The following is a 26,360-nucleotide window of genomic DNA, read 5'->3' as shown; positions in this document are numbered from 1 at the left end:
TCAAGCCTGCACTTTTGCGAAACCCCGCAATGATGGGCTTGAGCTGCTCAGCGGTCTGGATTGTGTAATTACTCATACAGCACCTAGTATGTATTTTAGATTTACAAATTATATGCTGTATGTTTATTTAACGCAATATAGGCTGTATTTTAGACTTAGTGATTGGGGAAATTTTGTCTGTTGCGCAACCAGCGCCTTACCTCGACCGAATCCCAGTTAAGGCGGGTAGTTTGGTGGGTAGGAATGAAAAACGCCCCGTAAGGGGCGTCTTTGCTTGTTTGCTGGCGGAAACGGAGGGATTCGAACCCTCGATGAGGCTCTACACCCCATACTCCCTTAGCAGGGGAGCACCTTCGGCCACTCGGTCACGTTTCCAGCTGGTGCATATTATGCACGAACCTTAGAGATTGGGCTGATCCAAATCAAAAGCTTTGTGAAGCGCGCGCACCGCAAGCTCCATATATTTTTCATCAATCACCACCGATGTTTTGATCTCAGACGTCGAGATCATTTGGATGTTGATGCCCTCTTCGCTCAGACAACGGAACATCTTGCTGGCCACGCCCACATGGCTGCGCATACCAATGCCCACTATAGACACTTTGCAAATTTTGGTGTCTCCGATCACCTCGCTAGCACCCAAGGCTGGCAACACTTTTTCTTTCAGTAAGTCGGTGGTGCGCGCAAAGTCATTGCGGTGCACGGTAAAGCTGAAGTCGGTTTTGCCATCCTTGCTGATGTTTTGGATGATCATGTCCACTTCGATATTGGCATCGGCCACAGCACCCAAGATTTGATAGGCGATGCCTGGTTTGTCTGGCACGCCGACCACAGAAATTTTGGCTTCATCACGGTTGAAGGCGATGCCCGATACGATTGCTTGTTCCATTTTTTCGTCTTCCTCAAAGGTGATCAACGTGCCTGATTTGGCTTCTTCGTTGATGTCAATGTCCCACGCGGTGAAGCTGGACAACACGCGCAGCGGCACCTTGTATTTACCAGCAAATTCAACCGATCGAATTTGCAAAACTTTGCTACCCAAAGATGCCATTTCCAGCATCTCTTCAAAACACAGTGTTTCTAAACGACGGGCTTCAGGCACCACGCGCGGGTCGGTGGTGTACACGCCGTCCACGTCGGTATAAATCAGGCACTCTTTGGCTTTGAGGGCTGCAGCCACGGCCACAGCCGAAGTGTCAGAGCCGCCACGACCCAAGGTGGTGATGTTGTCGTGTTCGTCTTTGCCCTGAAAGCCTGTGATGATGACCACTTTGCCCGCGTCCAAATCGGCACGCACCCGTACGCCGTCAATCGACTCAATGCGCGCTTTGGTGAAAGCGTTGTTGGTGCGAATGGGCACTTGCCAGCCAGCGTAGCTGACCGAAGGCTGGCCTTCGGCTTGCAACGCTATAGCCAACAAGGCAGACGACGCTTGCTCGCCTGTAGAGGCCAGCATGTCGAGTTCTCGGTTGTAGGACGAGTCGGCTTTGGCGGGGGCCAATTCTTTGGCGAGGCCGAGCAAACGGTTGGTCTCGCCGCTCATCGCGGAAGGAACCACCACCATTTGGTGGCCTGCGCGGGCCCACTTGGCCACGCGCTTGGCGACGTTGCGAATGCGCTCTGTCGAGCCCATCGACGTGCCGCCGTATTTGTGAACGATCAATGCCATATTTCTTTAAAAGTGTTGTGTTATGGGCAAAAAAACCTACAGATTGTAGCAACGCAACACCGCACCATCACGTCGCACAAAGCCTCGACCCACCTTGATGTCGATGTGATGGCCGCGTGTGATGCAAGCCTTCACCTGCACCAGTAACGCCTGCAACTGTGCAGCGCTAGCTTGTGAGTGCTCTAGCGCCAGCCAGTGGCGCAGCAGGTTCGATTGCCGTGCCTCGCCTAGCTGCTGCAAAGCTTTAATAACTGGTGGATTACCTACCTGTAGCAAATCTTGTTCAGCAACTTCTTGCAACAAAGTTTGCGCTTGTGCTGCGTGCGAGGCGCTGCGCGCAAAGGTTTGCCTGAAGGAAGGAAATGCTTGCGCTATCACAGGCAAAAGCTCGGCACGAATGCGGTTACGGGTAAAGCGCGTATCGGTGTTGGTGGGGTCTTCTACCCAAGTTTCGCCAGCGGCTTTGAGTGCCTCGCGCAAGGCAAGTCCTGGCACATCCAGCCAAGGGCGATGGTAGGTCACGCCGTGGCGCTTAGCCACTGCTGGCATGCACGCTAGGCCGGGCAAGCCAGCGCCGCGCGAGAGCGCCAGAAGCAGGGTTTCAGCTTGGTCATCCGCATGTTGAGCCAAGGCCATGTGTTGAATGTGTGCGCCCCAGTTGTGTTGCAGCGCTTCGGCCAGTGCGCGGTATCGGGCTTGGCGGGCAGCGTCCTCGGGGCTTTCACCTGCGGCATGAACGGCGTTCACGCGTTGCACCGCCAGTGGCACGTTGAAGCGTTGGCACAGGGCCACGCAGTGCGCCTCAAAACCATCCGCCGCAGTTTGCAGCCCGTGGTGCACATGCACCGCATGCACCCTGTCCGGCCAACGGACAGCACAGGCAACCAATAGAGCAGTGGAATCAGCCCCACCGCTCAGCGCAACGGCAAAAGGACCAAGGTGCTGAAGCGCGTCCAGGCAGGGGAAGTTAGCGGGCGTCAGCTTTGGTGTCGGTGAAACGGCCATAGCTTTGCAGACGGTCATAACGCTTGTCGAGCAACTCTTTCACCTTGAGGTCACTCACCTGACGCCAAGCGTCGTTCAAGCCGCGCTTAAGCTGCGCCGACATTTGCTTGGGGTCGCGGTGTGCGCCACCCACAGGCTCGTTGACGATTTTGTCGACCAACCCCAATGCCTTGAGGCGATGAGCGGTGATGCCCAAGGCTTCGGCTGCGTCTTCGGCGCGGTCGGAGGTTTTCCACAAAATCGAGGCGCAGCCTTCAGGGCTGATGACCGAGTACACCGAGTACTGCAGCATCAACACTTGGTCAGCCACACTGATGGCCAGCGCACCGCCCGAGCCACCTTCACCAATGATGGTGGTGATGATGGGCACTTCGAGTTGGGCCATTTCAAAAATATTTCGGCCAATCGCTTCAGACTGGCTGCGCTCCTCAGCATCAATGCCGGGATAGGCGCCGGGGGTATCCACAAAGGTGAATACGGGCAGCTTGAACTTCTCGGCCGTCTTCATCAAACGCAGTGCTTTGCGATAGCCCTCTGGCTTGCTCATGCCAAAGTTACGCAAGGCGCGCTCTTTGGTGTCGCGGCCTTTTTGCTGACCCAAGACCATGCAGGCATTGCCGTTAAAGCGAGCCAAGCCCCCCACGATGCTCATGTCATCGGCAAAGTGACGGTCGCCGTGCATTTCCACAAAGTCGGTGAAGATGTCATTGATGTAGTCCAGCGTGTAAGGGCGCTCCGCGTGGCGAGCAATTTTGGTAATTTGCCAAGGCGTGAGGTCGCTGTAAATGTCCTTGGTCAGCTGCATGCTCTTCTTGCTGAGCTGATCAATCTCGTCAGAGATATCTACCGCAGACTCGCTTTGCACATAGCGCAGCTCATCAATCTTGCCTTCGAGGTCAGCAATCGGTTGTTCAAAGTCGAGGAAGGTTCTTTTAGCCAAAATTCAATACTCCTTGAGCGCTTAATAAGACACGGGCAGCGGGTCTAGCGAGCGCCAAATATACCAAGTTGCCACACTGCAATAAGGGGCCCACGGAGCCGCCACTTCTCTGGCCTCGTTGCGACTGACCGCCTCACCCGAAAAATAATTGCGGCTGATCCCGTTGATCAGGCCCACATCGTCCAAAGGCAACACATTGGGCCGCATCAGGTGGAACATCAGAAACATCTCAGCCGTCCAGCGGCCAATGCCGCGAATGGCTACCAGCTCGTCGATGATGGCCTCGTCTGTCATCTCAGTCCACTTTTTCACATTCAAAGCACCGCTGTCAAAGTGCAGCGCCAGATCGACGATGTACTCGACCTTGCGGGCTGACAATCCAGCTGCACGCATGTCGTCAACCTTGAGCTTGAGCACATTCACAGGGGTAATTTTGCGAGGCAACAAAGCAAAGCGGTCCCAAACAGTTTGCGCCGCTTTGACCGACACCTGCTGGCCCACAATGCTGCGCGCCAGCGTCACAAACGCGTCACCGCGCGACTGCAGCGATACCTCGCCAAACTGTGGAATTAGGCGCTTCATGACCCGATCTTTTTTCATCAGGTGTTTGCACGCGTCGGCCCAATACTCGGGCGTGGCGACAATAACTTTTTCGGTGTTAGCCATATCTAGCCACGCTCCCACGTGGTGCCCGTGGGCGAATCTTTGAGCACGATGCCTTCAGCAGCCAAGGCTTGGCGAATACGGTCAGCCTCGGCAAAGTTTTTGGCAGCTTTGGCAGCTGCGCGTGCCGCAATTTGCGCTTGAATGGCTTCTTCATCCACATCCGAACCGGCTTGGGCAAAGGCTTTGGGATCGTCTTGCAACAAGCCCAAGACGCCGCCCAAGGCTTTGAGCAAACCAGCGGTTTGTGTTGAGGCCGTGCGGTTGACTTCACCTGCCAATTCAAACAACACGGCCACGGCTTCGGGCGTGCCAAAGTCTTCATCCATGGCTGCCTTGAAGTGTGCGGCGTGAGGCTCAGCCCAATCAATCGTGATGTTTTCAGCAGTCACCGATCCCAACGCTGTGTAAAGGCGCTTTAACGCGCCACGTGCATCGCTCAAATGCACATCGCTGTAGTTGAGTTGGCTGCGGTAGTGGCTACGGATGACAAAAAACCGCACTGTTTCAGCGTCAAACTCTTTGAGTACATCGCGAATCGTGAAGAAGTTTCCCAAGCTTTTGGACATTTTTTCGTTGTCCACGTTGATGAAGCCGTTGTGCATCCAAACGCTAGCCATTTTTTGGCCGTTCGCACCTTCGCTTTGGGCAATTTCGTTTTCGTGGTGCGGGAACTGCAAGTCTGCGCCACCTCCGTGAATGTCAAAGCTTTGGCCCAACATCTCGCAACTCATAGCCGAGCACTCGATGTGCCAACCGGGGCGGCCTGCGCCAAAGGGGCTGGCCCATTTCACTTCGTCGGGCTCGCTCGGTTTGGCTGATTTCCACAACACAAAGTCCAATGGATCTTGTTTGCCGCCTTCCTCGGTGCTCACCGCCACGCGCTCGCCAGCTTGCAATTCGTCCAGTGACTTGCCTGAGAGCTTGCCGTAGCCTGGAAACTTGCGCACGGCGTAGTTCACATCGCCATTACTGGCCTGGTAGGCCAAACCTTTATCTTGCAAAGTGCCAATCATCGACAGCATTTGCGGCACATAGTCCATCGCACGCGGCTCGTGTGTGGGGCGCTCGATGCCCAAAGCGTCGGCGTCTTGGTGAAGGGCTTCGATCATGCGGTCGGTCAGGCCGCGCACGGTTTCGCCGTTTTCCAGCGAGCGCTTGATGATCTTGTCGTCAATGTCGGTGATGTTGCGCACATAGGTGACGCGATAGCCACTGACCTTAAGCCAACGCTGCACCACGTCAAACGCCACCATCGATCGGGCGTGGCCCAAATGGCACAAGTCATACACGGTCATGCCGCACACATACATGCGCACATGACCCGGTTCCAGAGGCGAAAAGTTCTCCAGCGCACGCGTGAGCGTGTTGTGAATGCGAAGCGTCATGAATGATTGGTAATAGACCGCAAAGAAGGGTCGGTATTGAGGTGAAAGCCAAAGAGTTGTTCAGACCCTCTGTTTTACAATGCCATCAGTATACAAAGCACATGACAAACCCTCACGCATTTCCAAAAGCCAACTCAGTGGCTTCGCTAAACGCCCCACAACTCCAACTAGCAAGCCACTTGGCGATCTACTGGCTGATGTGCCTCGCACTTGTTTTGATGATCGCAGGCGCGACGGCTGGCTCTGCACAGGCCCAAAGCGTGGAGGCCTTGGAATGGCAGCCCGGTCAATCTACCCTGCCCACCGTGATCAGCACACCGCACAACGATGTGCGCAAGCTGTTGCGCCAAGCCAAATACCCGCAGGCCTTGCTATTGGTCAACAAAGGCTTGTCTACCAACCCGCGTGACCCACAAATGCGGTTTTGGCAAGCCTATATTTTTGAGCAACTCGACCAACCGGACATGGCTCGGCAGGTGTACCTCGACCTTACACGTGAGTATCCCGAGCTGCCCGAGCCGCACAACAACTTGGGCGCGATCTACGCTGCCAAAGGCGACTACCCGAACGCCAAGGCCTCACTAGATGCGGCACTTCGAGTCAACCCCAATTACGCCGCAGCCTACGAAAACATGGGCGACTTGCTGGTCAACATGGCACGTCAGTCGTATGAGCGGTCTTTGACCGTTGAACCCAAGCAACGCGGAATTACACAAAAAATTGAACGTCTGAAACCTGTTTTAGAAATCACCCAAGGCAAACCATGACACTCACCTCTTTGACACGCCGCGCACTTTGCAAAGTTGGCTTTTGCGCCCTATCTATTTTGGGCTTGGCCCAAACCGCCATTGCACAAGACGCGCCCCGCGTGAAGTTCGTCACCAGTGCGGGCGAATTTGTGGTCGAGGTCTACCCCGACAAAGCACCCAAAACCGTTGACAACTTTTTGCAATATGTGCGCGACAAGCACTACGACGGCACGATCTTTCACCGCGTGATTGGCAACTTCATGGTGCAAGGCGGTGGCTATGATCAAAAATATATAGAACGTCGCACACGCGCTCCGGTTGAGCACGAAGGGCGCGAAGCCTTGGCCAAAGGCGGGCCACGCAACACCGTGGGCACACTTGCCATGGCACGCACAAATGTGCCCAACTCAGCAACATCTCAGTTTTTCATCAACGTGGTGGACAACAGCTTCCTTGACCCTAGCCCCCAACAACCCGGCTACACCGTGTTTGGCAAAGTGGTGTCGGGCATGGACACGGTGACCAAAATTAGAACCGTGCAAACCGGTTTTGGCGGCCCATTCCCATCGGATGTGCCACGCACACCCATCATTATTCAAACGGCCAGCGTGCTTTAAGCGCGCGCCGACATATTTCATTTCATTTAAGGAAACACACCATGAGCAACCCACAAGTCGAACTGCACATCTTGGACCACGGCGTCATCACCATCGAGCTGGACGCTGAAAAAGCCCCCAAGTGCGCGGAGAACTTTTTGCACTACGTGAACAAGGGCCACTACGACAAAACCATTTTTCACCGCGTGATTCCTGGCTTCATGGTGCAAGGCGGCGGATTCGAGCCGGGCATGACGCAAAAAGATTGCGACGCACCGATCGAAAACGAAGCCAACAACGGCCTTAAAAACAAGCACTACACGCTGGCCATGGCTCGCACGTCTGACCCACACTCAGCCACCGCTCAGTTCTTCATCAACGTGGCTGACAACGAGTTTTTAAACCACACAGCACCTAGCCAACAAGGCTGGGGCTATGCCGTGTTTGGCAAAGTGGTGTCAGGCCAAGACGTGGTCGACAAAATCGCCGCACTCAAAACGGGTCGCAAAGGCTTCCATGACGACGTGCCGAAAGAAGATGTGATCATCGACAAAGCTGTTGCGCTTTAAGCCCTCGGCTGATGTCAACGCCACCCTTGCTGCCCCAGCCTGTGCCCAGCATACAGGCGCCGCTGCACTGGCAGCGCGTTGACTTCATTTCAGACCTGCACCTGGACGCAAGCGAGCCTGCAACGTTTGATGCTTGGGCAAAACACATGGCGCATACACCGGCAGATGCGCTGTTTATATTGGGTGATTTGTTTGAAGTGTGGGTGGGCGACGACACCCAAGACCCCTTCGCCTTGCAATGCATGGCGGCGCTCAAAACCACATCGCAGCGCATGCCCGTGTTTTTCATATGTGGCAACCGCGACTTTTTGGTGGGTCCTGACTTGTTCAATGCAACAGGTGTGCAAAGTTTGAGCGACCCAACGTTGCTGGATCTTGGGTCTGATGAAGGTGCAACGCGCACGCGCATCTTGCTTAGCCACGGTGACGCTCTGTGCTTAGAAGACCACGACTACTTGGCATTTCGTGCACAAGTCCGTCAGCCCGAGTGGCAAGCCGCCTTTTTGGCGAAGCCTTTGGCCGAACGTCAAACCTATGCACGCAGCGTCCGAAGCGCAAGCGAGGCCCGCAAACAAAGCCACGCCCAAGACCCAGACTTTGCTGGCTATGCCGACGTAGACACCCAAGCAGCCATTGAGTGGCTAAAAGCTGTAGACGCCCAGGTGCTGCTGCACGGCCACACCCACAAACCAGCGATGCACGACTTAGGTCAAGGTCTCACCCGCTGGGTGCTGAGCGACTGGGATGCAGATGCCCAACCCCCTCGCCTAGAGGTGCTGAGCTGGCAACGCACGCAAGCAGCGAATACAACGCAAGGGCTGCAACGACTGCCCTTGAGCGTTTAGCGTTTCAACAACACCTTCAGCGCCGCTTGCAAACGACGCGCTGCCGCTTCGTCATAAGCACCACCCAAGACCTGCGCTGCGTCAGCAGCCCAAGTCATTTGAGGCGATGGGTCATTGCGGCGTGTGAGCATTTGCAACTGCAAAGCGCGGCGAGCATCGATGTGCGCAGCAGGTGTGGGTAAGTCAGCGGCCACTTCCAAACGCAACAAAGGCGTGACCGCCTCGCCTTGCGGCTGAGCCAACAGGGCTTGCGACCATTGCGTGCGTTGGGCTGGGCTGAGCTTGCTGCCAATGGCTTGAGCGGCGGGTAACTGGGCTGCATCACGCTTTTCCCAAGCGTGCATAAGCTGGGTCAACACCTCGCCATGGGCATGGGCAGCCAAGCGGCGCAGAGCATCTTGGGCTGATTCCAAGGCAAAACGTTGGGCGCGGAAAGCCGCATCGCCCAAACGTGGGCCACGCGGAGCAAAGCCTTCGCGGTCACCAAAACCGTCTCGACCGCCATCGCGGCCTGGCTTACCGTCACGTCCAAAGCCTGGTTTGTCGCCAAACTTGCCGCCGGGCTTGCCATCGCGACCACGGCCAGCAGGCGCGGACTCGGTGCGTTTTTGGCCAGGTCGGTCGTCGCCGCGCACCGCCACGACAGGGCGTGGTGCGGCTTTGGGTTTGACGGGGGCAACTTCAGCCAAGGGCTCCGCAGCTTCGGCAGAGTTGTCAGCAAGCTGCTCTGTGCTTGATTCAGCGCTTGCATGGTCAGAGCTTTGGGCAGCATCGCTTGATACAGCTTCGGCTGAGGCGTCTGTTGCAACTTCTGTAGCGAGGGCTTCTGGCTCTGTGACGACTTCAGATGAAGCGTCAGCTACAGCAACCGTTACAACCGCTGCAGGTGCAGGGGCTGCGACTGGCGCCACCACCTCCCCGCGTGCAATTTGTTCCAGCATGTGCATGGCAGCGCGAATTGCACCTGCATCACCTTTGGCGGTGGCTGAATCCAAGGCCTTGGCGGCATCCAGCACAGCTTTGTCGTGCGGTGTCAAAGCAGCTTGCGATTGCTCGCGCACAGACGATTTACGAGCAAAGGCTTCGTCAATAGGTTGACGGAATGCGTCCCACAATTTTTGTTCTAGTTTGCGGTCCAGCACCACGGCATGGGCTTCTTCTTGCCAACGTTGTTGCAAGGCTTTGACAGCGTCCACACGCAGCGAGGGCGCAGCGCCCAAAGCTTGTGCTTCGGCAATTAAGGCATGGCGACGTGCAAGACTTGCTTTTTGCATCACTTCCAGCGGTTCGTGCGCGGCGTGGATGGCGGCCTTCCAAACGGGTTGCAACTCGGCAAACATTTTTTCGCTCAGGTGGCCGCTTTCGCGCCAGCGTTGGGCAAACTGGTGCAACTGGCGTGCGACGCCTTTCCAATCTGGGCCGTTGGCATGCTCAACCGCCCATGCTTTGACTTCTTCAATCAAAGCCAAACGTTGGGCTTTGTGCGCAGCAGTTTGAGCGCGAGCTTCTTTGAGCCATGCGTCCACCACTTCGTGGGCGCGGTTGCAAGCAGCGTCAAAGCGCTTCCACAACGCGGGATTGGGCGCGGCTTCTTTGTCGATTTTTTTCCATTGCTCGCGCAGGTTGCGTAGGGTTTCTTGCATCTTGCGGCCACCCACGGCTGGCACGCGGACCACGTCGTCGGCTTTGGCGGCAGCTGGTTTTTGAGGGGTGGCAGTTTCTGCTTGGGTTTCGACAGCTTTTACTTCGTAAGTTGCACCATCAGCAGCAGGGGCTGCATCTGAGGCACTTGCTTGAATAGCAACTTCATCAACTGGCGTGACAACCTCGACTGCCGCTGTTTCAGGTGCAGTCACTTCAATCACCGCAGCCGCGTCCACAACAGGTGCCTGCGTAGCTTCAACAGCCACTTGCTCGACAACAGCAGCATCTTGCGCAGGCGCCACTTCTTCTGCTTTAGGTGCTTTGGCTTTCACGGGCTTGGCCACAGGCGCAGGCTTAAACAAGGCCTCGGCTTGCATGGCCAGCTCTAAACGCATTTGGTCCACCACCGCTTTGTCGGCGGTGGGTTTGATTTTGCGGGTCGCGTCCACACCAGCAGCAGCTGGCTTGGCGGGTTTAGCAGGCGCAGCGGCTTGAGGCAGCGCTTCGCCACGGGCCAAGCGAATTTGGTCAGACCAAGCGGGTACGTCGGGCAAGGGTGCAGCGGCGTCTGCAGCAGCAGCTTCGGTCAAGGTCAAGGCCTCGCCAAAAGCAGTCCAAACGGCTTGCACTTGTTGGGTGCTGGTTTGCAAAGCAGAGGCAAACTTGGCGTCCACGCTAGCCCACTGAGCGTCAGCAGCCAAGGCTTGGGCTTGAGCAACCCAACGGTCCAGATCGGCTTGCAGCGCTTCGCGCTGGGCCAAAGCGTCTTGCCAAGGCTTGGTGGACAGCACTTCAATGCGCTGAGCCAACAGCACAGCAGCTTCGCGCTGCACTTGGGTTTGGTGTTGCAAGTCTTCGATGGCTTTGACGCGCTCGGCCAAGGCGGTTTTCAAACCGGCCAAGGGCTCGCGTGACAACGGCGCACCAGCTTTGGCGGCATCGCGCTGCCAGCCCATGGCATCGCTCAAGTTGATGTGCGGCGAGTCGCGCAGGGCTTCGCCTTTGGCGGCCCACTCCACGATCAAGGCGTCTTGGTCTTTGCTGCGACGCAACTCGTCCAGCTTTTCGCGCAGCACTTTGGCGGCACCCTTGTCGCGGTGGCTCATTTCGTCAAATGCGGCTTGGACTTGCGCCAAGGTAGGCTGGCCAGCTAGCCAGTCACGCAGGCGTGCGGTGCGGTCTGCCGAGGTTGAAACGGTAAAAGCGCCACCGGTCAAAGTGTCTAGGGTAGCGAGGTCAAGGGGTTTGTTAGAAGAATCAGTCACAAGTAGGGCTCACAGTAAATTAGGGGGCATTGTCGCCGAGGCTTTAAAATTTCGGCTGTTTCCTATTTAATAAATTTATGTCTATTTCTTTACTCGCCCGATTGCAGCTAGGTCTACGCACCTTTGCAGCTGACGTGGCTCAAGGCTTTTTTGCCATTTCGCACAACGGCCTGGCCGTGGTGGGCCTGTCTCTCTTCTTCTTTGCCGTGGCGTTGACCGTGCGCCCCGACCTGCGAGTAGTAACCGAAGCCAAGGTCATCAGCTGGCTACAAGAGCGCCAGTATGACGAACTAGGCATTGCCACCGATGCCGACGCGGTCGACCGCGCCACCGCCACAGACCCCCGCGACTTGCCCAAACAGCAAGCCAACCTTGCTTATTGGCTGAGCAAAAAATACCGCGTGGCACCCGAGCCTTTAAGCGCTTTGGTGGCTGAAGCTTACGACGTAGGTCCTAGCAACCAAATTGAACCCACGCTCATTTTGGCCGTGATGGCTGTGGAATCGGGCTTTAACCCCTTCGCCCAAAGCTCTGTTGGGGCACAAGGCCTGATGCAAGTCATGACCAAGGTACATGAACAAAAATACCAAGGCTTTGGCGGTACCTTGGCAGCGTTTGACCCAGTCGCAAATCTGCGCGTCGGCGTGATCGTGCTCAAAGAGTGCATCAACCGAGCGGGCAGCACGGAGGGCGGCCTCAAACTCTATGTGGGCGCGGGCAACATGAAAGACGACCAAGGCTACACCGCCAAGGTACTGGCTGAAAACGCTCGCTTGCAGCAAGTGGCCAAAGGCGTGAAAGTGCCCTTGGCCCCACCCCCTTCCACCGCAGCCGAAGCGGCCACGGCCCGTTTGGAGAGCTTGTGGGAAAAAGCACAGCGCCTAACCCCTTTTGGCAAGGATGAAGCCGAATAAATAAGGCTTTGGAAGCGCGGTAAACTCTAAACTGTGCGCAACTGGCGATAGGCGTGTGTGGCATTTGCCCCATACCGCTGACGTGGATGTATGACCACTGGGAAGCGCGCAGCCTCTGTTGACAGAGGTGTTTTGCCGTTCGCCTGGGCAGCCATAAAACCACCTTTTTCTAGGACTGCCAGTATGTACAACCGCAACATCTTGATTGAACAAACCGACCCCGAAGTTTGGGCCGCCATTCAGGCCGAAAACGCCCGCCAAGAGCACCACATTGAGCTGATTGCCAGCGAAAACTACGCGTCTCCCGCTGTCATGCAAGCACAAGGCTCGCAACTGACCAACAAATACGCCGAAGGCTACCCAGGCAAGCGCTACTACGGTGGCTGCGAGCATGTGGACGTGGCTGAACAGTTGGCCATCGACCGCCTGAAACAAATTTACGGCGCAGAAGCCGCCAACGTGCAACCCCATTGCGGCGCATCGGCCAATGAAGCTGTGTTCCTTGCTTTCTTGAAGCCCGGCGACACCATCTTGGGTATGAGCTTGGCCGAAGGTGGTCACTTGACCCACGGCATGGCTTTGAACATGTCTGGCAAATGGTTCAATGCCGTGTCTTACGGTTTGGATGCCAACGAGGCCATCGACTACGAAGCGATGGAAGCCAAGGCTCGCGAGCACAAACCCAAACTCATCATTGCTGGTGCCTCAGCCTACAGCTTGCACATTGACTGGGCACGCTTTGCAAAAATCGCCAAAGAAGTGGGTGCCATCTTCTTGGTCGACATGGCCCATTACTCCGGCTTGATCGCCGCTGGCCAATACCCCAACCCCGTGCCACACGCCGACGTGGTCACATCCACCACCCACAAGAGCTTGCGCGGTCCACGCGGCGGCATCATCTTGATGAAGGCCGAGCACGAAAAAGCCATCAACAGTGCCATTTTTCCAGGCCTGCAAGGCGGCCCCTTGATGCACGTCATCGCAGCCAAGGCCGTGGCTTTCAAAGAAGCCATGCAACCAGAGTTCAAAAACTACCAAGCCCAAGTGGTAAAAAATGCTCAGATCGTGGCAGAAACTTTGACGTCTCGCGGCCTGCGCATCGTCAGCGGCGGCACACAAAGCCATGTGATGTTGGTGGACCTGCGCTCCAAGAAGATCACCGGCAAAGAAGCCGAAGCAGCATTGGGCGCAGCCCACATGACGATCAACAAGAACGCCATCCCGAACGATCCAGAGAAACCATTTGTCACCAGCGGTGTGCGTATCGGTACACCTGCCATGACAACGCGTGGTTTCAAAGATGAAGAAGCTCGCATCACCGCCCACTTGATTGCAGACGTGTTGGACAACCCACACGACGAAGCCAACATAGCGGCGGTGCGTGCCAAGGTGCATGCGCTGACTTCTCAGTTTCCTGTTTACAAGTAACTTGTTATTCACCCCCGTCCTCTGTGGCGGGGTTTTTGTTTGTCTTCGCTTTTTGTTCGTTCGTTAAGAGTTCTCGTTCGTGAGGGGCTCTCGTTCGTCAAGGGTTCTCGCCGGAGACGGCACGGGTTGCTGGTCCGGCGGGTTCTTCATGCTGGGTACAGAAATCATCACCCGCCGTACCAACAACCCGCGCTGTTTGAGGTTGGAAATGGTTTGCTCGTTGCTTTGCAACATCGTCCGAACAATTGGTACGAGCGAAACATGCGAGCGCAAGCACAGCACGTCGCAGACTGAGGGTGTTTGGTATTGGCCGCTAACGATTTCTGGTACTCCAGCATGAGGAAGCGGCCAATACCAAACACCCTCAGCGAGCCCAGCAAGAACAGAAGCAAACAAAAGCAGCCCCAACAAAACAGCAAAAGAGAGTACAAAAAATGAAATGTCCCTTCTGCGGCCACCTAGAAACACAAGTCGTCGAAACCCGCATGTCCGAAGACGGTGACTCAGTGCGTCGGCGTCGCCAATGCGGCGCCTGTGAAAAGCGCTACACCACCTATGAGCGCCCAGATGTCAACTATCCCAACATCGTCAAAAAAGACGGTCGCCGCACCGAATACAAACGCAGCAAGCTTCTCGACTCCATGAGCCTCGCGCTGCGCAAACGCCCTGTTAGCACCGAGCAGGTTGACAGCGCCGTCGAGCGCATCGAGGAAAAACTCATGTCGCTGGGCCAACGCGAAGTGCCCTCCACCCGCATTGGCGAGCTCGTGATGCGTGAACTCAAAAAACTCGACAAAGTCGCGTACATCCGCTTTGCCAGTGTTTACCGCAGCTTCGAAGACATCGATGACTTCAAGAGTTTGGTGGACGAAGTTCGCAAGTAGTTTTCGAGTCTCAGCCATGCGCTGAACCCCTTTGAGTACCTAGCATTTGCCGCATGCAAACGCTAGGTTTTTTTATGCCTCATCCTCGCCGTTCTCAACGCTCATACCCACAAGGCTTCACGTTGGTGGAGTTGTTGGTGTGTTTGGGCGTGCTCGCGGTCATGGCCTCATTTGCCATTTCCAGCTGGCAACGCCTGCAAGAGCGCAGCCGTGTGGAAGCCGCCCGCGACCAGCTGATGAACGATTTGCAAACCGCCCGCGTGCGGGCCTTGCAACGTGGTGAAACTTTGCAGCTCACGCCTTTGCTTGATTGCACCTGGCGAACATCATCTGATAAAGACTGGAGCTGCGGCTGGCAGCTGGTCGTCAAGGCCAATCAAACTGTGCTGCACACCTCGCCATTGCATGCGCCATTGAAAGTGACTTTCGCCAAGTCAGACCCACTGGATATCAGCCAACGCGGCGACCTGGGCACCGTGGGTGATCGCTGGGTTGTTAAGTCGCAGCAAGCTGCACTGAACATCGCCAACGTCTTGTGCCTCAGCAGCGCCAGCCGCTTGCGTTGGCAATCGGGTGAAGCATGCAGCAATTGAATCGGCCGCTTGGCATAGCTCTGCTAGAAGCCTTGATTGCTTTGGTCATCTTGGCCTTTGGCGTGCTTGGCCTGTTGTGGCTGCACCAGCAAGCCTTGGTCCAACAACGCCAACAACTCATGCGCTCTGTCGCCGCTGGCATAGCAGACGATTTGGCCGAACGCATGCATTTGAACGCACTACAACGTGCGATGTACGCCAAGGCGTGGGGTAACGCCGCCACAGGTTCGCCGGACTGTACGACTAGCGCCTGCTCACGCCAAGAACTGGCAATGTGGGACAAGCAGCAGTTGCAACAATCATTAAAAAGCCAGCTGCCAGAAGGTGATGCGGCTGTATTTGAATTGAGCGATGTAGCGGGCTGGTGGGGCATCGTCATCGCTTGGCGCGATAGCAACGAAACATTACGTACCGACACCGCATCCGGCACGCCGCCCTGCCCCGAGCAAATGAGTTGCTGGCGTTTGTTCTTCAGGCCCGACCGATGAGCCGGCACAAACAAGACACACCGTCACAACGCGGCTACACATTGCCAGAGTTGCTCATTGGCATGGCACTGAGTCTGCTTGTTATCGCAGCTGCCATGTCGGCCTACGGCACCAGCATGCAAACGTGGAGCGCTATGGCTGCCGCCGATGCTGTACACGCCAACGCCAGGGTTGCCTTGCGCAACATCCGCGAGCAAACGCACATAGCGGGAGCGTCCTACCTCAAGCCGAATAGCAACAGCGATGGCAAATTTACTGTGGAACTATCCCCTGGCCAAGACTCAGAGCAAACTGCGGTTGCAGGCGTCAACGGAACCAAGAACATCGAAAGCCTCACCCTCGGTCACTGGTCTGCGCTGGACACCAGCGACTGTCAAGGCAACACGGGCACCTCTCACACCAGCGTGCGCAACGACTACAAGCTCAATACCAACAAAGAGCTGAGCTGCAAAGACCTCAACCTCACCAACAGCACCTACCAAGCGTTGGCCGAAGGCGTAGAAGACTTTCAGCTGCGCTATGCCGAAGCCAACCCCAGCACACAAACCATCCAATGGAAAACCGCGAATCAAGTGACCGACATGACGCTGGTGTTGGCTATCGAGGTATGCCTGCGCGTGGCCAGCATCCACACCGTTCACAACACCAAACCCAACAGCCAGCTCAAAGGTTGCCAAGACGAGGCCCTGCCAGCAGATGGCCGTATGCGTCGCACCTTCAAACGGGTGGTGGCTTTACGTAACCGCGACGGGGTGATGCCATGAAGCGCTCAACGCTTAGCCACAGATTGAGCCTCCGCCATGGCGTCAGCCGAGGCTTTGCATTGCCTACCTTGATGGTCATGCTTGCGCTGGCAAGCATCGCCACCCTGCTGGCTTTGCGCAACTTGTGGGTGAACGCTCAGTTGCTCAACGCCGAGGCAGACCAACTTCGCGCCCAGCTCAAAGCGGAAGCGGTATTGCCTGTGGCCTTGGCCGATCTTTTGGGAGTTGGCACAAACAACAACGATGGAGCCGTGAACCTTCGTCACACTGCCGGCAGCAGCACTCAAACACACGCGTTTTTTCCAAAGTCGATGGGCGAGTACGAGCTGCTGCGTCAGCGTGTCAACACAAATTTAAATCAATGCAACGCTGGCATTTGCACACCTCACACACTCGATATCAAGGCCGCCAAAGCCAGTTTCTGGCAAACGCAAACCGCCGCGTCTATGCAAGTCAGCGCCACCGATACGCCCTATGGCAACGACACCGCTTGGTATTGGGTCGAAATTTTTCCGCAGCAAAACAGCAATGCCGCCAACGCCTTATCTACAGCGCCATTCATCTACCGCATCACTTCGCTGGCAAAGGGCGTCATGCCAGGCAGCACCACAGTTCTGCAAGCCATTTGGGTCCGCAACACCCCAACAGCCAACACCGGCCAATGGCACAGCTGGCATGTATTAAAGGACTAACCCTCTATGAAAAACTCAGACCCATTGCGAGGCTTCACCCTCATCGAGGTGCTCATCGCACTCGCCTGCGTAGCGCTGCTTACCACCTTGGCGTGGCCCAGCTACCAAAGCTTAATGGCGCGAAGCCAGCGCGCACAAGCACGCGCATCCTTGTTGCAAGCCGCGCACTGGTTTGAACGGGCCGCCAGCGCCAATGGCAGCTACCCGCTGGCAGCCGATGTACCCGTCAGCGTGCTACAAATTGACGGGCAGCGCTACAAAATGACCTTTGCTAGCACTGCGCAAAGCTTCACCCTCAGTGCCACACCCTTGGGCGCGCAAGCGACGGATGTTTGCGGCATCTTGACCATCAATCACCTCGGTGTGCGTAACGTGCAAGGCGCCAGCCAAACTTCGGCGCAATGTTGGAGCCGCTAAGCCATCGCCGCTGACCAGCTTGGCCGTTCATAATTACGCCATGACTTTTTTCACCCACGACATCGCCTTCATGCAGCAAGCCCTGGGCTTGGCGAATGACGCGATCTACCTCACCTCACCTAACCCCCGCGTGGGCTGCGTCATCGTTGGAGCGGACGGTGCCATGCTGGGCAGCGGTCACACACAGCGTGCTGGTGAAGCACATGCCGAAGTGATGGCTTTGCGTGATGCGCAAACCAAGCACCACGATGTCAAATGTGCGACCGCCTATGTGACGCTAGAGCCTTGCAGCCACCAAGGCCAAACCGGCCCATGCTGCGACGCGCTCATCCATGCTGGCTTGGCCCGTGTGGTGATGGCCGCCCAAGACCCCAACCCACAAGTCGCAGGTCAAGGCATTGCACGTCTACGTGCTGCTGGCATGCAGGTTGATGTGGGTTTGCTCGAGACGCAAGCCCGCGAACTCAACATCGGATTTTTCAAACGCATGACGCACGGCACACCGTGGGTACGCATGAAAATCGCTGCGTCCCTCGACGGCCAGACATCGCTTGAAAACGGCGTGAGCCAATGGATCACCTCGGCGCCTGCGCGTGACGATGGCCACGCTTGGCGTGCCCGTGCCTGCGCCGTGCTCACGGGCATAGGCACCGTGTTGGAAGACGATCCACAACTCGATGTGCGCGCCATCCCCACGCCACGCCAGCCCACACTGGTGGTGATGGACAGCCAGCTCGAAACCCCACTCACGGCGAATTTGTTCAATCCACAACGCCCCGTGTGGATTTACTGCGCAGTGGACAACGCAGAGCGCCGCCAAGCCCTAGAGGCCAAAGGCGCTCAGGTCATTTGCCTGCCTAATGCCTCTGGCAAGGTCAACCTTGCAGCCATGCTCAAAGACCTTGGCCAAAAGCAAATCAACGAAGTGCATGTGGAAGCGGGCCACAAACTCAATGGCTCGCTGCTCCGCGAAGGCTTGGTGGACGAACTGCTTACCTACCTCGCCCCCAAGCTCATGGGGCAAGGCCGAGGCATGACAAATTTGGGGCCTTTCACAAGTTTGGACGATTCAAAAGCGCTCTCGTTTCACGAAGTGACAAAAATCGGCCCTGATTTAAGGATATTGGCCCGCCTCAGCCGGTAAGCAGCACTTAAACCTGCGAAAATATCAACCATGTTTACCGGAATCATCACCGGCGTGGGGCGCATCACCGCTGTCCACGACCTGGGTAGCTCTTTAAGCCATGGCAAGCGTCTCACCATTGAGACCCCTGCCGTGTACCTTGACGACGTCGCACTGGGGGACAGCATCGCGCTCAACGGCGCTTGCATGACGGTCACCAGCTTTGACCTCGACTCACACACCTTCACCATCGACATCTCTGCTGAATCATTGGCTCGCACCAGTGGTCTGAAAGAGCTTGGCCGCGTCAATCTTGAAAAAGCCTTGCGCGCTCATGACCGCTTGGGCGGACACATCGTGTCCGGCCATGTGGACGGCATTGGCCACGTGAGCCACTTTGAACAAATCGGCGAAAGCTGGGAGTTGCGCATCATGGCGCCGTTCGAGCTAGCCAAGTATTTGGCCTACAAAGGCTCCATCACCATCAACGGCGTGAGCCTGACGGTCAACAGCGTTCAAGACTTCTTCAACGCCGACGGCCCCTTGGGCTTGCGCGGCTCTGAAATCAGCATCAACATCATTCCTCACACCGTTGACAACACCGCTTTGGGCTCGCTCAAATCAGGTAGTACGGTGAACCTCGAAATTGACACCGTGGCCCGCTACGTCGAACGCATGTTGCGTGTCGACGCCTCGCTGGGTAACGCTGCCTCATTGAAAGCCCACCCATGAGCGCCACCCTGGGGCTAAAGCCCATTGCTGTTCCTGTTTCTATTTCTCCCGTTGAAGACATCGTGGCCGACATGAAAGCCGGTCGCATCGTCATTTTGGTGGACGAGGAAGACCGCGAAAACGAAGGCGACTTGGTGCTGGCGTCTGACCACGTCACCCCCGAAGCCATCAACTTCATGGCCCGTTTTGGCCGCGGCTTGATTTGTCTCACGCTCACCCGCGAGCGCTGCGAATATTTAAAGCTGCCTCCCATGGCTGCACGTAACGGCACGGTTTACAGCACAGCGTTTACCGTGTCCATCGAAGCGGCTGAGGGCGTGACCACCGGTATCTCTGCTGCTGATCGCTCGCACACCATCGAAGTGGCCGTGGCCAAAGCCACCCAGCCCACTGACTTGGTGCAGCCCGGTCACGTTTTTCCCCTGCAAGCGGTGGACGGCGGTGTGCTCATGCGTGCTGGCCACACCGAAGCGGGTTGCGACTTGGCCGCGATGGCAGGCTGCTCGCCTTCTTCAGTGATTTGCGAAATCATGAAAGACGACGGCACCATGGCTCGTCTGCCTGATCTGCAAATTTTTGCGGCCGAACACGGCTTGAAGATCGGCACCATTGCGGACCTCATTGCCTACCGCAGCCGCAACGAGTCATTGGTCTGCAAAGTGGGCTCTCGCCCCATGCACACGGCTCACGGCGAGTTCACAGCCAACGCCTACAAAGACATGACCAGCGGCGCCGTTCACATGGCCCTTGTCAAAGGCGCGTGGGCGGCTGACACCGAAGTGCTGGCTCGCGTGCATGAGCCTCTGTCTGTGCTCGATGCGTTGGAGCCCAACCGAGTCATGCATTCATGGGGCTTAGACGCAGCTTTGTCACGCATCAGTGCAGAGGGCACTGGCGTGGTCGTGTTGCTCAACTGCGGCGAAAGCGGTGAACAGCTCCTGGCACAGTTCGAAGGCACGGCCCGATCAGCCCAAGCCCCAGAGCGCGGCCGTATGGACCTGCGCAGCTACGGCGTGGGCGCTCAAATTTTGCGCGACTGCGGTGTACAAAAAATGCGCCTCATGGGCAACCCACGCCGCATGCCCAGCATGACGGGCTACGGGCTTGAAATCACGGGCTACCTGTCCAAAGAATAAAACCATCAAAGAATAAAAATATGTTTGTCTCTAACCTCGCCTCCACCACCACACTTGACGGCAGCACTTTAAAAATTGGCATCGTCCAAGCGCGCTTCAACGACGACGTCACCAACGCTCTGGCTGCTGCCTGCATCGCTGAACTCAAAGCATTGGGTGTGGCGGATGACCGCATCACCCACGTCCATGTACCAGGAGCCCTCGAAGTGCCTTTGGCCTTGGCGGCGCTCGCGCAAATTGAAGACCCCGAACCCTTCAGCGCACTCATTGCTCTGGGCTGCATCATCCGTGGCGAGACCTATCACTTTGAGTTGGTGGCCAACGAATCGGGCGCTGGCGTGACCCGTGTGGGCATGGATTACCACGTGCCCATTGCCAATGCCATCCTGACCACCGAAGACATGCCACAAGCGGTGGCCCGCCAAACCGACAAAGGCCGCGACGCCGCACGCGTGGCTGTGGAAATGGCTTTGTTGCTGGAGCAACTGGCATGAGCGACATTCAACACACCGTCAACACATCGGCTCAAATCACCACCAGCGACAAAGCCCCGCGCAAAACCGCCTCTAAATCAGGCCGCAGCCGCTCGCGTGAATTTGCCTTGCAAGGGCTCTACCAATTTTTGGTGGGCAACAACGAAGCGGCAGACATAGACATATTCACCCGCGACCTGAGCGGCTTTCACAAATCCGACTCGGTGCATTACGACGCGCTGTTGTACGGCTGTATCGAGCAACGCGAGATTTTGGACTCCTTGATTGAGCCCTTACTTGACCGCAAGCTAGAGGAAATCTCTCCCATCGAACACGCCGTGATGTGGATGGGTGTGTATGAGTTTCAACACTGCATTGACGTGCCATGGCGCGTGGTGCTGAACGAATATATCGAACTTGCCAAATCTTTTGGCGGCACCGACGGTCACAAGTACGTCAACGGTGTGCTCAACGGCTTGGCCCCCAAACTGCGGGCACTCGAAGTTGAATCTGACCGCGCCAAAGGCAAGCTGCGCGAGGGATGATGAAAATCGCCCAGCGCGCAAAACGCATTGAGCCTTTCTATGTGATGGAGGTGGCCAAGGCCGCCGCCGAGCGTGCCGCCTTGGTGGCTCACACCAATGCGCCCATGATCTTTTTGAACATCGGCGAGCCCGATTTCACTGCGCCGCCCTTGGTGCAAGAAGCCGCAGCACGCGCCATCCACGACGGCGTGACGCAATACACGCCTGCGCTCGGTATCCCCGAGTTACGCGAGCGCATCAGCGATTGGTACCGCACACGTTTTGGGGTGAATGTGCCAGCCCGCCGCATCGTCATCACCGCTGGTGCTTCTGCCGCGCTGCAATTGGCATGCTTGGCCTTGGTTGAGGCGGGTGATGACGTGCTGATGCCCGACCCCAGCTATCCCTGCAACCGCCACTTTGTGACTGCCGCAGAAGGCCGCGCCGTGTTAGTGTCGACCACCGCAGAACAACGTTTTCAACTCACTGCGGAACAAGTGCGCGCGCATTGGACGCCACAAACACGTGGCGTCTTATTAGCCTCTCCATCCAACCCGACCGGCACGTCCATCCACCCCGCTGAGTTACGCGCCATTCATAACGAGGTGTCACACCGAGGTGGCACCACGATGATTGACGAGATTTATTTAGGTCTGAGTTACGACCCAGAGTTTGGCCAATCGGCACTTGGCATCGACGACCAAGTCATCAGCATCAACAGTTTCAGCAAATACTTCAACATGACGGGCTGGCGATTGGGCTGGCTGGCCGTGCCCGATGCACTCGTGCCGGTGATGGAGCGCTTGGCGCAAAACCTATTCATCTGCGCCAGCACTGTCGCGCAACACGCCGCACTCGCTTGCTTTGAAGCCGAGAGCATGGCTGAGTACGAACGCCGTCGCGCTGAGTTCAAAGCTCGCCGCGACTACTTTGTGCCGGCCCTCAACGCGCTGGGCTTGAATGTGCCCGTGATGCCCGATGGTGCGTTTTATGCGTGGGCTGATTGCACGGCAGCAGCTGACAAACTGGGCGTGATTGGCAGCTGGGACTTTGCGTTTGAAGTAATGAACAAAGCCAATGTAGCCATCACTCCTGGGCGAGACTTTGGCCAAGCCGACACCTCGCGTTTTGTGCGCTTTTCAACCGCCCGCTCTTTGCCCGAGTTGCAATCAGTGATTGGACGTTTACAAACTTTGCTGGGCTAATTCATGCGCACCGTTTTCGAACACCCCATTCGGGTTTATTGGGAAGACACCGATGCAGGTGGCATCGTGTTTTATGCCAACTACCTGAAATTTTTTGAACGAGCCCGCACCGAGTGGCTGCGTGCGCTTGGCATCGGCCAACACGCGCTGCGCGAGACAACCGGTGGCATGTTTGTGGTGAGTGAAACCACCGTCAAATACCACCGTCCCGCCAAGCTGGATGACGTGCTCCGCGTCACCGCCAGCATGGCAGAAGGCGGACGCGCCAGCCTCGTCATCGGCCAACAAGCGTGGCTGGGTAACACTTTACTTTGCGAAGGTACGATTCGTATCGGTTGGGTCGATGCCACCACGATGAAGCCTGCGAGAATCCCCCCTTCTGTATTGGAACGACTGACATGACACAAGACTTTTCCATCGTTCACTTATTGCTCAACGCGAGTTGGGTTGTGCAAGTTGTGGTGTTGATGCTGATGGGCGTCTCCATCGTGAGCTGGGCCGCGATCTTTCGCAAGATGGGCTCCATTAAACGCATCAAAGAACTCAACGACGAGTTCGAGCGCGACTTTTGGTCAGGCACCAGCTTGAACGAACTATTCGCAGCTGCCGCACAAAATGCCAAAACATCTGGCCCGATGGAACGCATCTTCGCCAGCGGCATGCGCGAGTACCAAAAACTGCGCGAGCGCCGCATCAACGACAGCAGCGCTTTGATGGACGGCGCACGCCGCGCCATGCGTGCGAGCTACCAACGTGAGATGGATGCCATTGAATCCAACCTCTCCATGCTCGCCTCCGTCGGCTCGGTGTCGCCTTACGTGGGCTTGTTTGGCACGGTGTGGGGCATCATGCACGCCTTCACCGGCTTGGCGGGCATGCAGCAAGTGACGCTGGCCAAAGTGGCCCCTGGTATTGCCGAAGCACTGGTGGCCACGGCCATTGGTTTGTTTGCCGCCATTCCTGCGGTGCTGGCCTACAACCGCTTTTCACGCGACATTGACCGCGTGTCCATCAAGTTAGAAACCTTCATCGAAGAGTTCAGCAACATCTTGCAGCGCAACAGCGCCAGCACGATGACTCACTAAGCCGAAAGACGCAGCATGGCTTCACTCTCCTCTCGCTCAGGACGCGGCCGCCGCGCTATGAACGACATCAACATGGTGCCGTTCATTGACGTGATGTTGGTCTTGCTCATCATCTTCATGGTGACCGCACCGCTCATTTCCCCCAGCGTGATTGATTTGCCCAGTGTGGGCAAAGCATCCACGGTGCCTGATCAAGTGATTCACATCGAGATCAGTAAAGAAGAACGCATCACCGTCAAAAGTACGGGCACAGTCAACAAATCGGTCAACAGCACGTTATTAGGCCTCGCCCGCGACGTGCGTGAACTGCAGGGCGAAACCTCTCAAGGCCCCGTGGTCATTACCGCTGACCGCACCATCAAATACGAGACCGTGGTCAAAGCCATGGACACGCTGCAGCGCGCAGGCGTGCAGCGCGTGGGCCTATCGGTTCAATTGGTCGACTGATCTCACCTCCCATGAGCGCACAAGCAAAGCATCTGGAGTTTGCCCCCCCACCACCGAAAGGAACCGCTCGCTCTGTGAGCGCAGCCTTGGTGGTGCACGCTTTGCTGATCGCGGCGCTGACGGCAGGCGTTCAGTGGAAGCAAGACAACAGCTTGTCGGTAGAGGCAGAGTTGTGGTCGGCTGTGCCAATGGCGGCGGCCCCTGCATTGGTAGAGGTTGAACCACCACCACCACCACCACCACCACCACCTGCGCCCAAACCTGAACCCGCACCCAAGCCCGTGGTGAAAGCCCCCGAGCCACCCGCACCCAACCGCGAAGCAGACATTGCCTTGGCCAAAAAACGCAAAGTCGAAGAAGAGAAAAAACTGCAAGACGCTTTGAAGGCCGAAGAACGCCGCAAAGAAGACGTGAAGAAAGAGGCTGAGAAAAAAGCCAAGGCCAAGCTTGACGAAGACAAACGCAAACTAGAAGCGAAGAAAGAAGACGAGCGTCAAGAAAAAGATCGTCAAGAAAAAGAAAAACAAAAAGAGCGCGCCGAGAAGGAGCGCAAAGACAAAGAAGCCAAGAAGCAGCAAGAGCAAAAAGACAGCAAAGCTGCCGCCGACGAAGCCAAAAAACTCGACGCCATTCGCAAAGAAAACATGAAGCGTATGGCAGGTCTGGCAGGCGCCAGCGGTAACGAAAATTCCACTGGCAATGCCATGAAAGCCTCTGGCCCGTCAGACAGTTATGGCGGCCGTATTCGCGCTCGCGTCAAACCTAACATCACCTTTGATCCAAGCTCGGTCTCGGGCAACCCTGCAGCCGAAGTGGAGGTGCGTTGCGCACCTGACGGCACTATTGTGAGTAAAAAACTAGTCAAGTCCAGTGGCAATTCCGCTTGGGACAACGCGGTGCTCAAGGCCATCGACAAGACCGAAATCTTGCCGCGTGACACCGATGGACGCGTGCACTCGCCGCTGTTATTGGTGTTCAAGCCAAACGACTAAACCTATCTTGGAATAGATTCATTTGTTTGAACGCTCCCTTACTGTAGATGTGCTCAAAGTCGTGGCTGCACAGTTCATCGTGTGGCACCACTTCTCTGCCTACGGCCCTATGTCAGAGGTCATGACTTCGGCTTGGCCACAATTCATAGAGTGGCTTTATCACTACGCACGTTTGGCCGTGCAAGTGTTCTTGGTGGTGGGTGGTTTTTTGGCCGCCCAGTCGGTCATGAACAAGCCCGTCACGCATCCCTTAACCCAAATAGCCAAGCGGTATTTGCGTTTGGTGCCCATTTATGTAATGGCCTTGGTGCTCATCAGCGTGGCCGTGGCCGTGTCGCGCAACGCTATTCATGGCAGTTGGCTGCCGAGCGAGCCCACCTTGTTGCAAGTCTTGGCGCATGGCTTGCTGCTGCATGACCTGATGGGATTTGAAGCCCTCGCCAGCGGTGCTTGGTATGTCGCCATCGACTTCCAACTGTATGCCTTGCTGATGCTGATGTGTCACGTCTTGCAGACCACGCACCACAAACGCTTGTCGGTGGCAGTGGCCTTGTTGTGTGCTGCCGCGATGTGGCAATTCAATCGCGTGGATGAGTTAGACATGTGGGCCGTTTACTTTTTTGGCGCCTATGGCCTCGGAGTGTTGGCTGCGTGGGCCAAGCGCTCAGCCTTTGAAACGCGTGTGTTTTGGTTCACCGCGCTGCTGGCCGTGGGGGCGTTGTGGGTGGAATACCGCACACGCCTATCTTTGGCGCTCATCACCGCAATCTGGCTGGTTATCAAACCCAAAGGTATGGTGCGCTGGACGCCTATCAAACGCGCTGTGCATCGTTGGTCTAACAGTGCCTATGTGTTGTTCTTGACGCACTTTGGCATCATCGTTTTGGCCAGTGCCCTTTGGAACCTGAGCCAAATGAGTGGCCCTCTAACTGCGTTGGCCATGACGGTCCTTGCTTGGTTGTGCTGCGTGGTACTGGGCTTGTTCTTGCACGAAAAAATAGAAGTGCCGCTGCACCATTGGGTATCACAACAATCCAAGCGACTCTTTTAGCCCTTGAGGTGCTTCAGTGCTTCAGTGCTTCAGTGCTGAGCGTGTTGCCGCTTGCATTGCCAAGCACACACGCAGGCCA

General features: G+C 56.5%; 29 protein-coding genes, 1 tRNA gene and 1 riboswitch. Of the genes, 23 read left to right on the top strand and 7 right to left on the bottom strand.

From position 1 onward, the window contains the following. Positions 1-282 precede the first annotated feature (282 nt). From ABWP81_RS06620 to cysS, 6 genes are all read right to left on the bottom strand, one after another. Positions 283-375 (bottom strand) — tRNA-Ser (locus tag ABWP81_RS06620). A gap of 25 nt (positions 376-400) precedes the next feature. After that, a complete protein-coding gene (locus ABWP81_RS06615) occupies positions 401-1,669 on the bottom strand; it encodes an aspartate kinase (protein WP_353137020.1) in 1,269 nt (422 codons plus the stop codon). A 36-nt stretch (positions 1,670-1,705) separates the two neighbouring features. Next, on the bottom strand, positions 1,706-2,674 hold the full coding sequence (gene tilS, locus ABWP81_RS06610) for a tRNA lysidine(34) synthetase TilS (RefSeq protein ID WP_353140444.1): 969 nt from the start codon (positions 2,672-2,674) through the stop codon (positions 1,706-1,708). After that, complete coding sequence (locus ABWP81_RS06605) at positions 2,637-3,614, bottom strand: acetyl-CoA carboxylase carboxyltransferase subunit alpha (protein WP_353137017.1); 978 nt, start codon at positions 3,612-3,614, stop codon at positions 2,637-2,639. The genes tilS and ABWP81_RS06605 overlap by 38 nt, the downstream gene beginning before the upstream one ends. Positions 3,615-3,635: 21 nt before the next feature. Further along, on the bottom strand, positions 3,636-4,280 hold the full coding sequence (locus ABWP81_RS06600; protein ID WP_353140438.1) for a DNA-3-methyladenine glycosylase family protein: 645 nt from the start codon (positions 4,278-4,280) through the stop codon (positions 3,636-3,638). Positions 4,281-4,282: 2 nt separating this feature from the next. Next, positions 4,283-5,665: a cysteine--tRNA ligase gene (gene cysS / locus ABWP81_RS06595; protein WP_353132043.1), complete on the bottom strand. Its 1,383-nt coding sequence runs from the start codon at positions 5,663-5,665 to the stop codon at positions 4,283-4,285. A gap of 101 nt (positions 5,666-5,766) precedes the next feature. On the opposite strand from cysS, the gene ABWP81_RS06590 reads away from it, so the two are divergent. The 4 genes from ABWP81_RS06590 to ABWP81_RS06575 are packed head-to-tail and all read left to right on the top strand — an operon-like array spanning position 5,767 to position 8,424. Beyond that, a complete protein-coding gene (locus ABWP81_RS06590) occupies positions 5,767-6,432 on the top strand; it encodes a tetratricopeptide repeat protein (protein ID WP_353140436.1) in 666 nt (221 codons plus the stop codon). Then, positions 6,429-7,031: a peptidylprolyl isomerase gene (locus ABWP81_RS06585; protein ID WP_353140434.1), complete on the top strand. Its 603-nt coding sequence runs from the start codon at positions 6,429-6,431 to the stop codon at positions 7,029-7,031. Before ABWP81_RS06590 ends, ABWP81_RS06585 begins: the two co-directional genes overlap by 4 nt. Before the next feature lie 41 nt (positions 7,032-7,072). Next, positions 7,073-7,579, top strand: a complete 507-nt coding sequence (locus tag ABWP81_RS06580) for a peptidylprolyl isomerase (protein ID WP_353140432.1) — start codon at positions 7,073-7,075, stop codon at positions 7,577-7,579. Between the two features lie 11 nt (positions 7,580-7,590). Continuing rightward, on the top strand, positions 7,591-8,424 hold the full coding sequence (locus tag ABWP81_RS06575; protein ID WP_353140430.1) for a UDP-2,3-diacylglucosamine diphosphatase: 834 nt from the start codon (positions 7,591-7,593) through the stop codon (positions 8,422-8,424). Here the strand turns inward: ABWP81_RS06575 and ABWP81_RS06570 are convergent. Further along, positions 8,421-11,333, bottom strand: coding sequence for a DUF349 domain-containing protein (locus ABWP81_RS06570; protein WP_353140428.1), 2,913 nt, complete (start codon positions 11,331-11,333; stop codon positions 8,421-8,423). The genes ABWP81_RS06575 and ABWP81_RS06570 overlap by 4 nt on opposite strands. A gap of 77 nt (positions 11,334-11,410) precedes the next feature. On the opposite strand from ABWP81_RS06570, the gene ABWP81_RS06565 reads away from it, so the two are divergent. The 19 genes from ABWP81_RS06565 (at position 11,411) to ABWP81_RS06475 (ending at position 26,281) form a co-directional block, all read left to right on the top strand. Beyond that, entirely contained in the window at positions 11,411-12,247 is an 837-nt protein-coding gene (locus tag ABWP81_RS06565; RefSeq protein ID WP_502905517.1) for a lytic transglycosylase domain-containing protein, read from the top strand. Positions 12,248-12,274: 27 nt separating this feature from the next. Next, a riboswitch (ZMP/ZTP riboswitch) is annotated at positions 12,275-12,403 on the top strand. Positions 12,404-12,430: 27 nt separating this feature from the next. Beyond that, a complete protein-coding gene (glyA, locus tag ABWP81_RS06560) occupies positions 12,431-13,675 on the top strand; it encodes a serine hydroxymethyltransferase (protein ID WP_353132055.1) in 1,245 nt (414 codons plus the stop codon). A gap of 434 nt (positions 13,676-14,109) precedes the next feature. Continuing rightward, positions 14,110-14,559: a transcriptional regulator NrdR gene (gene nrdR / locus ABWP81_RS06555; protein WP_353132057.1), complete on the top strand. Its 450-nt coding sequence runs from the start codon at positions 14,110-14,112 to the stop codon at positions 14,557-14,559. A gap of 74 nt (positions 14,560-14,633) precedes the next feature. Beyond that, positions 14,634-15,152, top strand: a complete 519-nt coding sequence (locus ABWP81_RS06550) for a pilus assembly FimT family protein (RefSeq protein WP_353140426.1) — start codon at positions 14,634-14,636, stop codon at positions 15,150-15,152. Continuing rightward, positions 15,140-15,640 carry a type IV pilus modification protein PilV gene (pilV, locus tag ABWP81_RS06545; protein WP_353140424.1) on the top strand — a complete coding sequence of 167 codons (501 nt, stop codon included), beginning with the start codon at positions 15,140-15,142 and terminating at the stop codon, positions 15,638-15,640. The genes ABWP81_RS06550 and pilV overlap by 13 nt, the downstream gene beginning before the upstream one ends. Beyond that, on the top strand, positions 15,637-16,404 hold the full coding sequence (locus ABWP81_RS06540; RefSeq protein WP_353140422.1) for a PilW family protein: 768 nt from the start codon (positions 15,637-15,639) through the stop codon (positions 16,402-16,404). The genes pilV and ABWP81_RS06540 overlap by 4 nt, the downstream gene beginning before the upstream one ends. After that, positions 16,401-17,096, top strand: coding sequence for a pilus assembly PilX family protein (locus ABWP81_RS06535; protein ID WP_353140420.1), 696 nt, complete (start codon positions 16,401-16,403; stop codon positions 17,094-17,096). Before ABWP81_RS06540 ends, ABWP81_RS06535 begins: the two co-directional genes overlap by 4 nt. 6 nt (positions 17,097-17,102) lie before the next feature. Beyond that, positions 17,103-17,513 (top strand): type IV pilin protein, encoded by a 411-nt coding sequence (locus tag ABWP81_RS06530; protein ID WP_353140418.1) that lies wholly within the window; start codon positions 17,103-17,105, stop codon positions 17,511-17,513. Positions 17,514-17,553: 40 nt separating this feature from the next. After that, the gene (gene ribD / locus ABWP81_RS06525; protein WP_353140416.1) at positions 17,554-18,657 is read left to right on the top strand and encodes a bifunctional diaminohydroxyphosphoribosylaminopyrimidine deaminase/5-amino-6-(5-phosphoribosylamino)uracil reductase RibD; all 1,104 of its coding nucleotides are present in this window, start codon (positions 17,554-17,556) and stop codon (positions 18,655-18,657) included. Positions 18,658-18,687: 30 nt separating this feature from the next. Beyond that, a complete protein-coding gene (locus tag ABWP81_RS06520; protein ID WP_353140414.1) occupies positions 18,688-19,368 on the top strand; it encodes a riboflavin synthase in 681 nt (226 codons plus the stop codon). Further along, positions 19,365-20,504, top strand: coding sequence for a bifunctional 3,4-dihydroxy-2-butanone-4-phosphate synthase/GTP cyclohydrolase II (gene ribBA / locus ABWP81_RS06515; protein WP_353132073.1), 1,140 nt, complete (start codon positions 19,365-19,367; stop codon positions 20,502-20,504). The genes ABWP81_RS06520 and ribBA overlap by 4 nt, the downstream gene beginning before the upstream one ends. Positions 20,505-20,524: 20 nt before the next feature. Then, the gene (gene ribH, locus ABWP81_RS06510) at positions 20,525-20,998 is read left to right on the top strand and encodes a 6,7-dimethyl-8-ribityllumazine synthase (RefSeq protein WP_353140412.1); all 474 of its coding nucleotides are present in this window, start codon (positions 20,525-20,527) and stop codon (positions 20,996-20,998) included. Continuing rightward, complete coding sequence (nusB, locus tag ABWP81_RS06505; protein WP_353132077.1) at positions 20,995-21,522, top strand: transcription antitermination factor NusB; 528 nt, start codon at positions 20,995-20,997, stop codon at positions 21,520-21,522. Before ribH ends, nusB begins: the two co-directional genes overlap by 4 nt. Then, a complete protein-coding gene (locus ABWP81_RS06500; RefSeq protein WP_353140442.1) occupies positions 21,522-22,706 on the top strand; it encodes a pyridoxal phosphate-dependent aminotransferase in 1,185 nt (394 codons plus the stop codon). Before nusB ends, ABWP81_RS06500 begins: the two co-directional genes overlap by 1 nt. Before the next feature lie 3 nt (positions 22,707-22,709). Next, entirely contained in the window at positions 22,710-23,108 is a 399-nt protein-coding gene (gene ybgC, locus ABWP81_RS06495; protein WP_353140410.1) for a tol-pal system-associated acyl-CoA thioesterase, read from the top strand. Continuing rightward, positions 23,105-23,791, top strand: a complete 687-nt coding sequence (tolQ, locus tag ABWP81_RS06490) for a protein TolQ (RefSeq protein WP_353132081.1) — start codon at positions 23,105-23,107, stop codon at positions 23,789-23,791. The genes ybgC and tolQ overlap by 4 nt, the downstream gene beginning before the upstream one ends. Positions 23,792-23,806: 15 nt before the next feature. Next, on the top strand, positions 23,807-24,238 hold the full coding sequence (locus tag ABWP81_RS06485) for an ExbD/TolR family protein (RefSeq protein WP_353132083.1): 432 nt from the start codon (positions 23,807-23,809) through the stop codon (positions 24,236-24,238). 74 nt (positions 24,239-24,312) lie between these two features. Continuing rightward, positions 24,313-25,230, top strand: coding sequence for a cell envelope integrity protein TolA (gene tolA / locus ABWP81_RS06480; protein ID WP_353140408.1), 918 nt, complete (start codon positions 24,313-24,315; stop codon positions 25,228-25,230). A gap of 22 nt (positions 25,231-25,252) precedes the next feature. Further along, on the top strand, positions 25,253-26,281 hold the full coding sequence (locus ABWP81_RS06475; RefSeq protein ID WP_353140406.1) for an acyltransferase family protein: 1,029 nt from the start codon (positions 25,253-25,255) through the stop codon (positions 26,279-26,281). Positions 26,282-26,360: the final 79 nt, after the last annotated feature.

Origin of the sequence: Limnohabitans sp. (assembly GCF_040401135.1) — a bacterium.
Taxonomy (GTDB): Bacteria; Pseudomonadota; Gammaproteobacteria; order Burkholderiales; family Burkholderiaceae_C; genus Limnohabitans.
The sequence above is the reverse complement of the archived record's forward strand: the minus strand, read 5'-3'. Positions and strand labels throughout refer to the sequence as shown.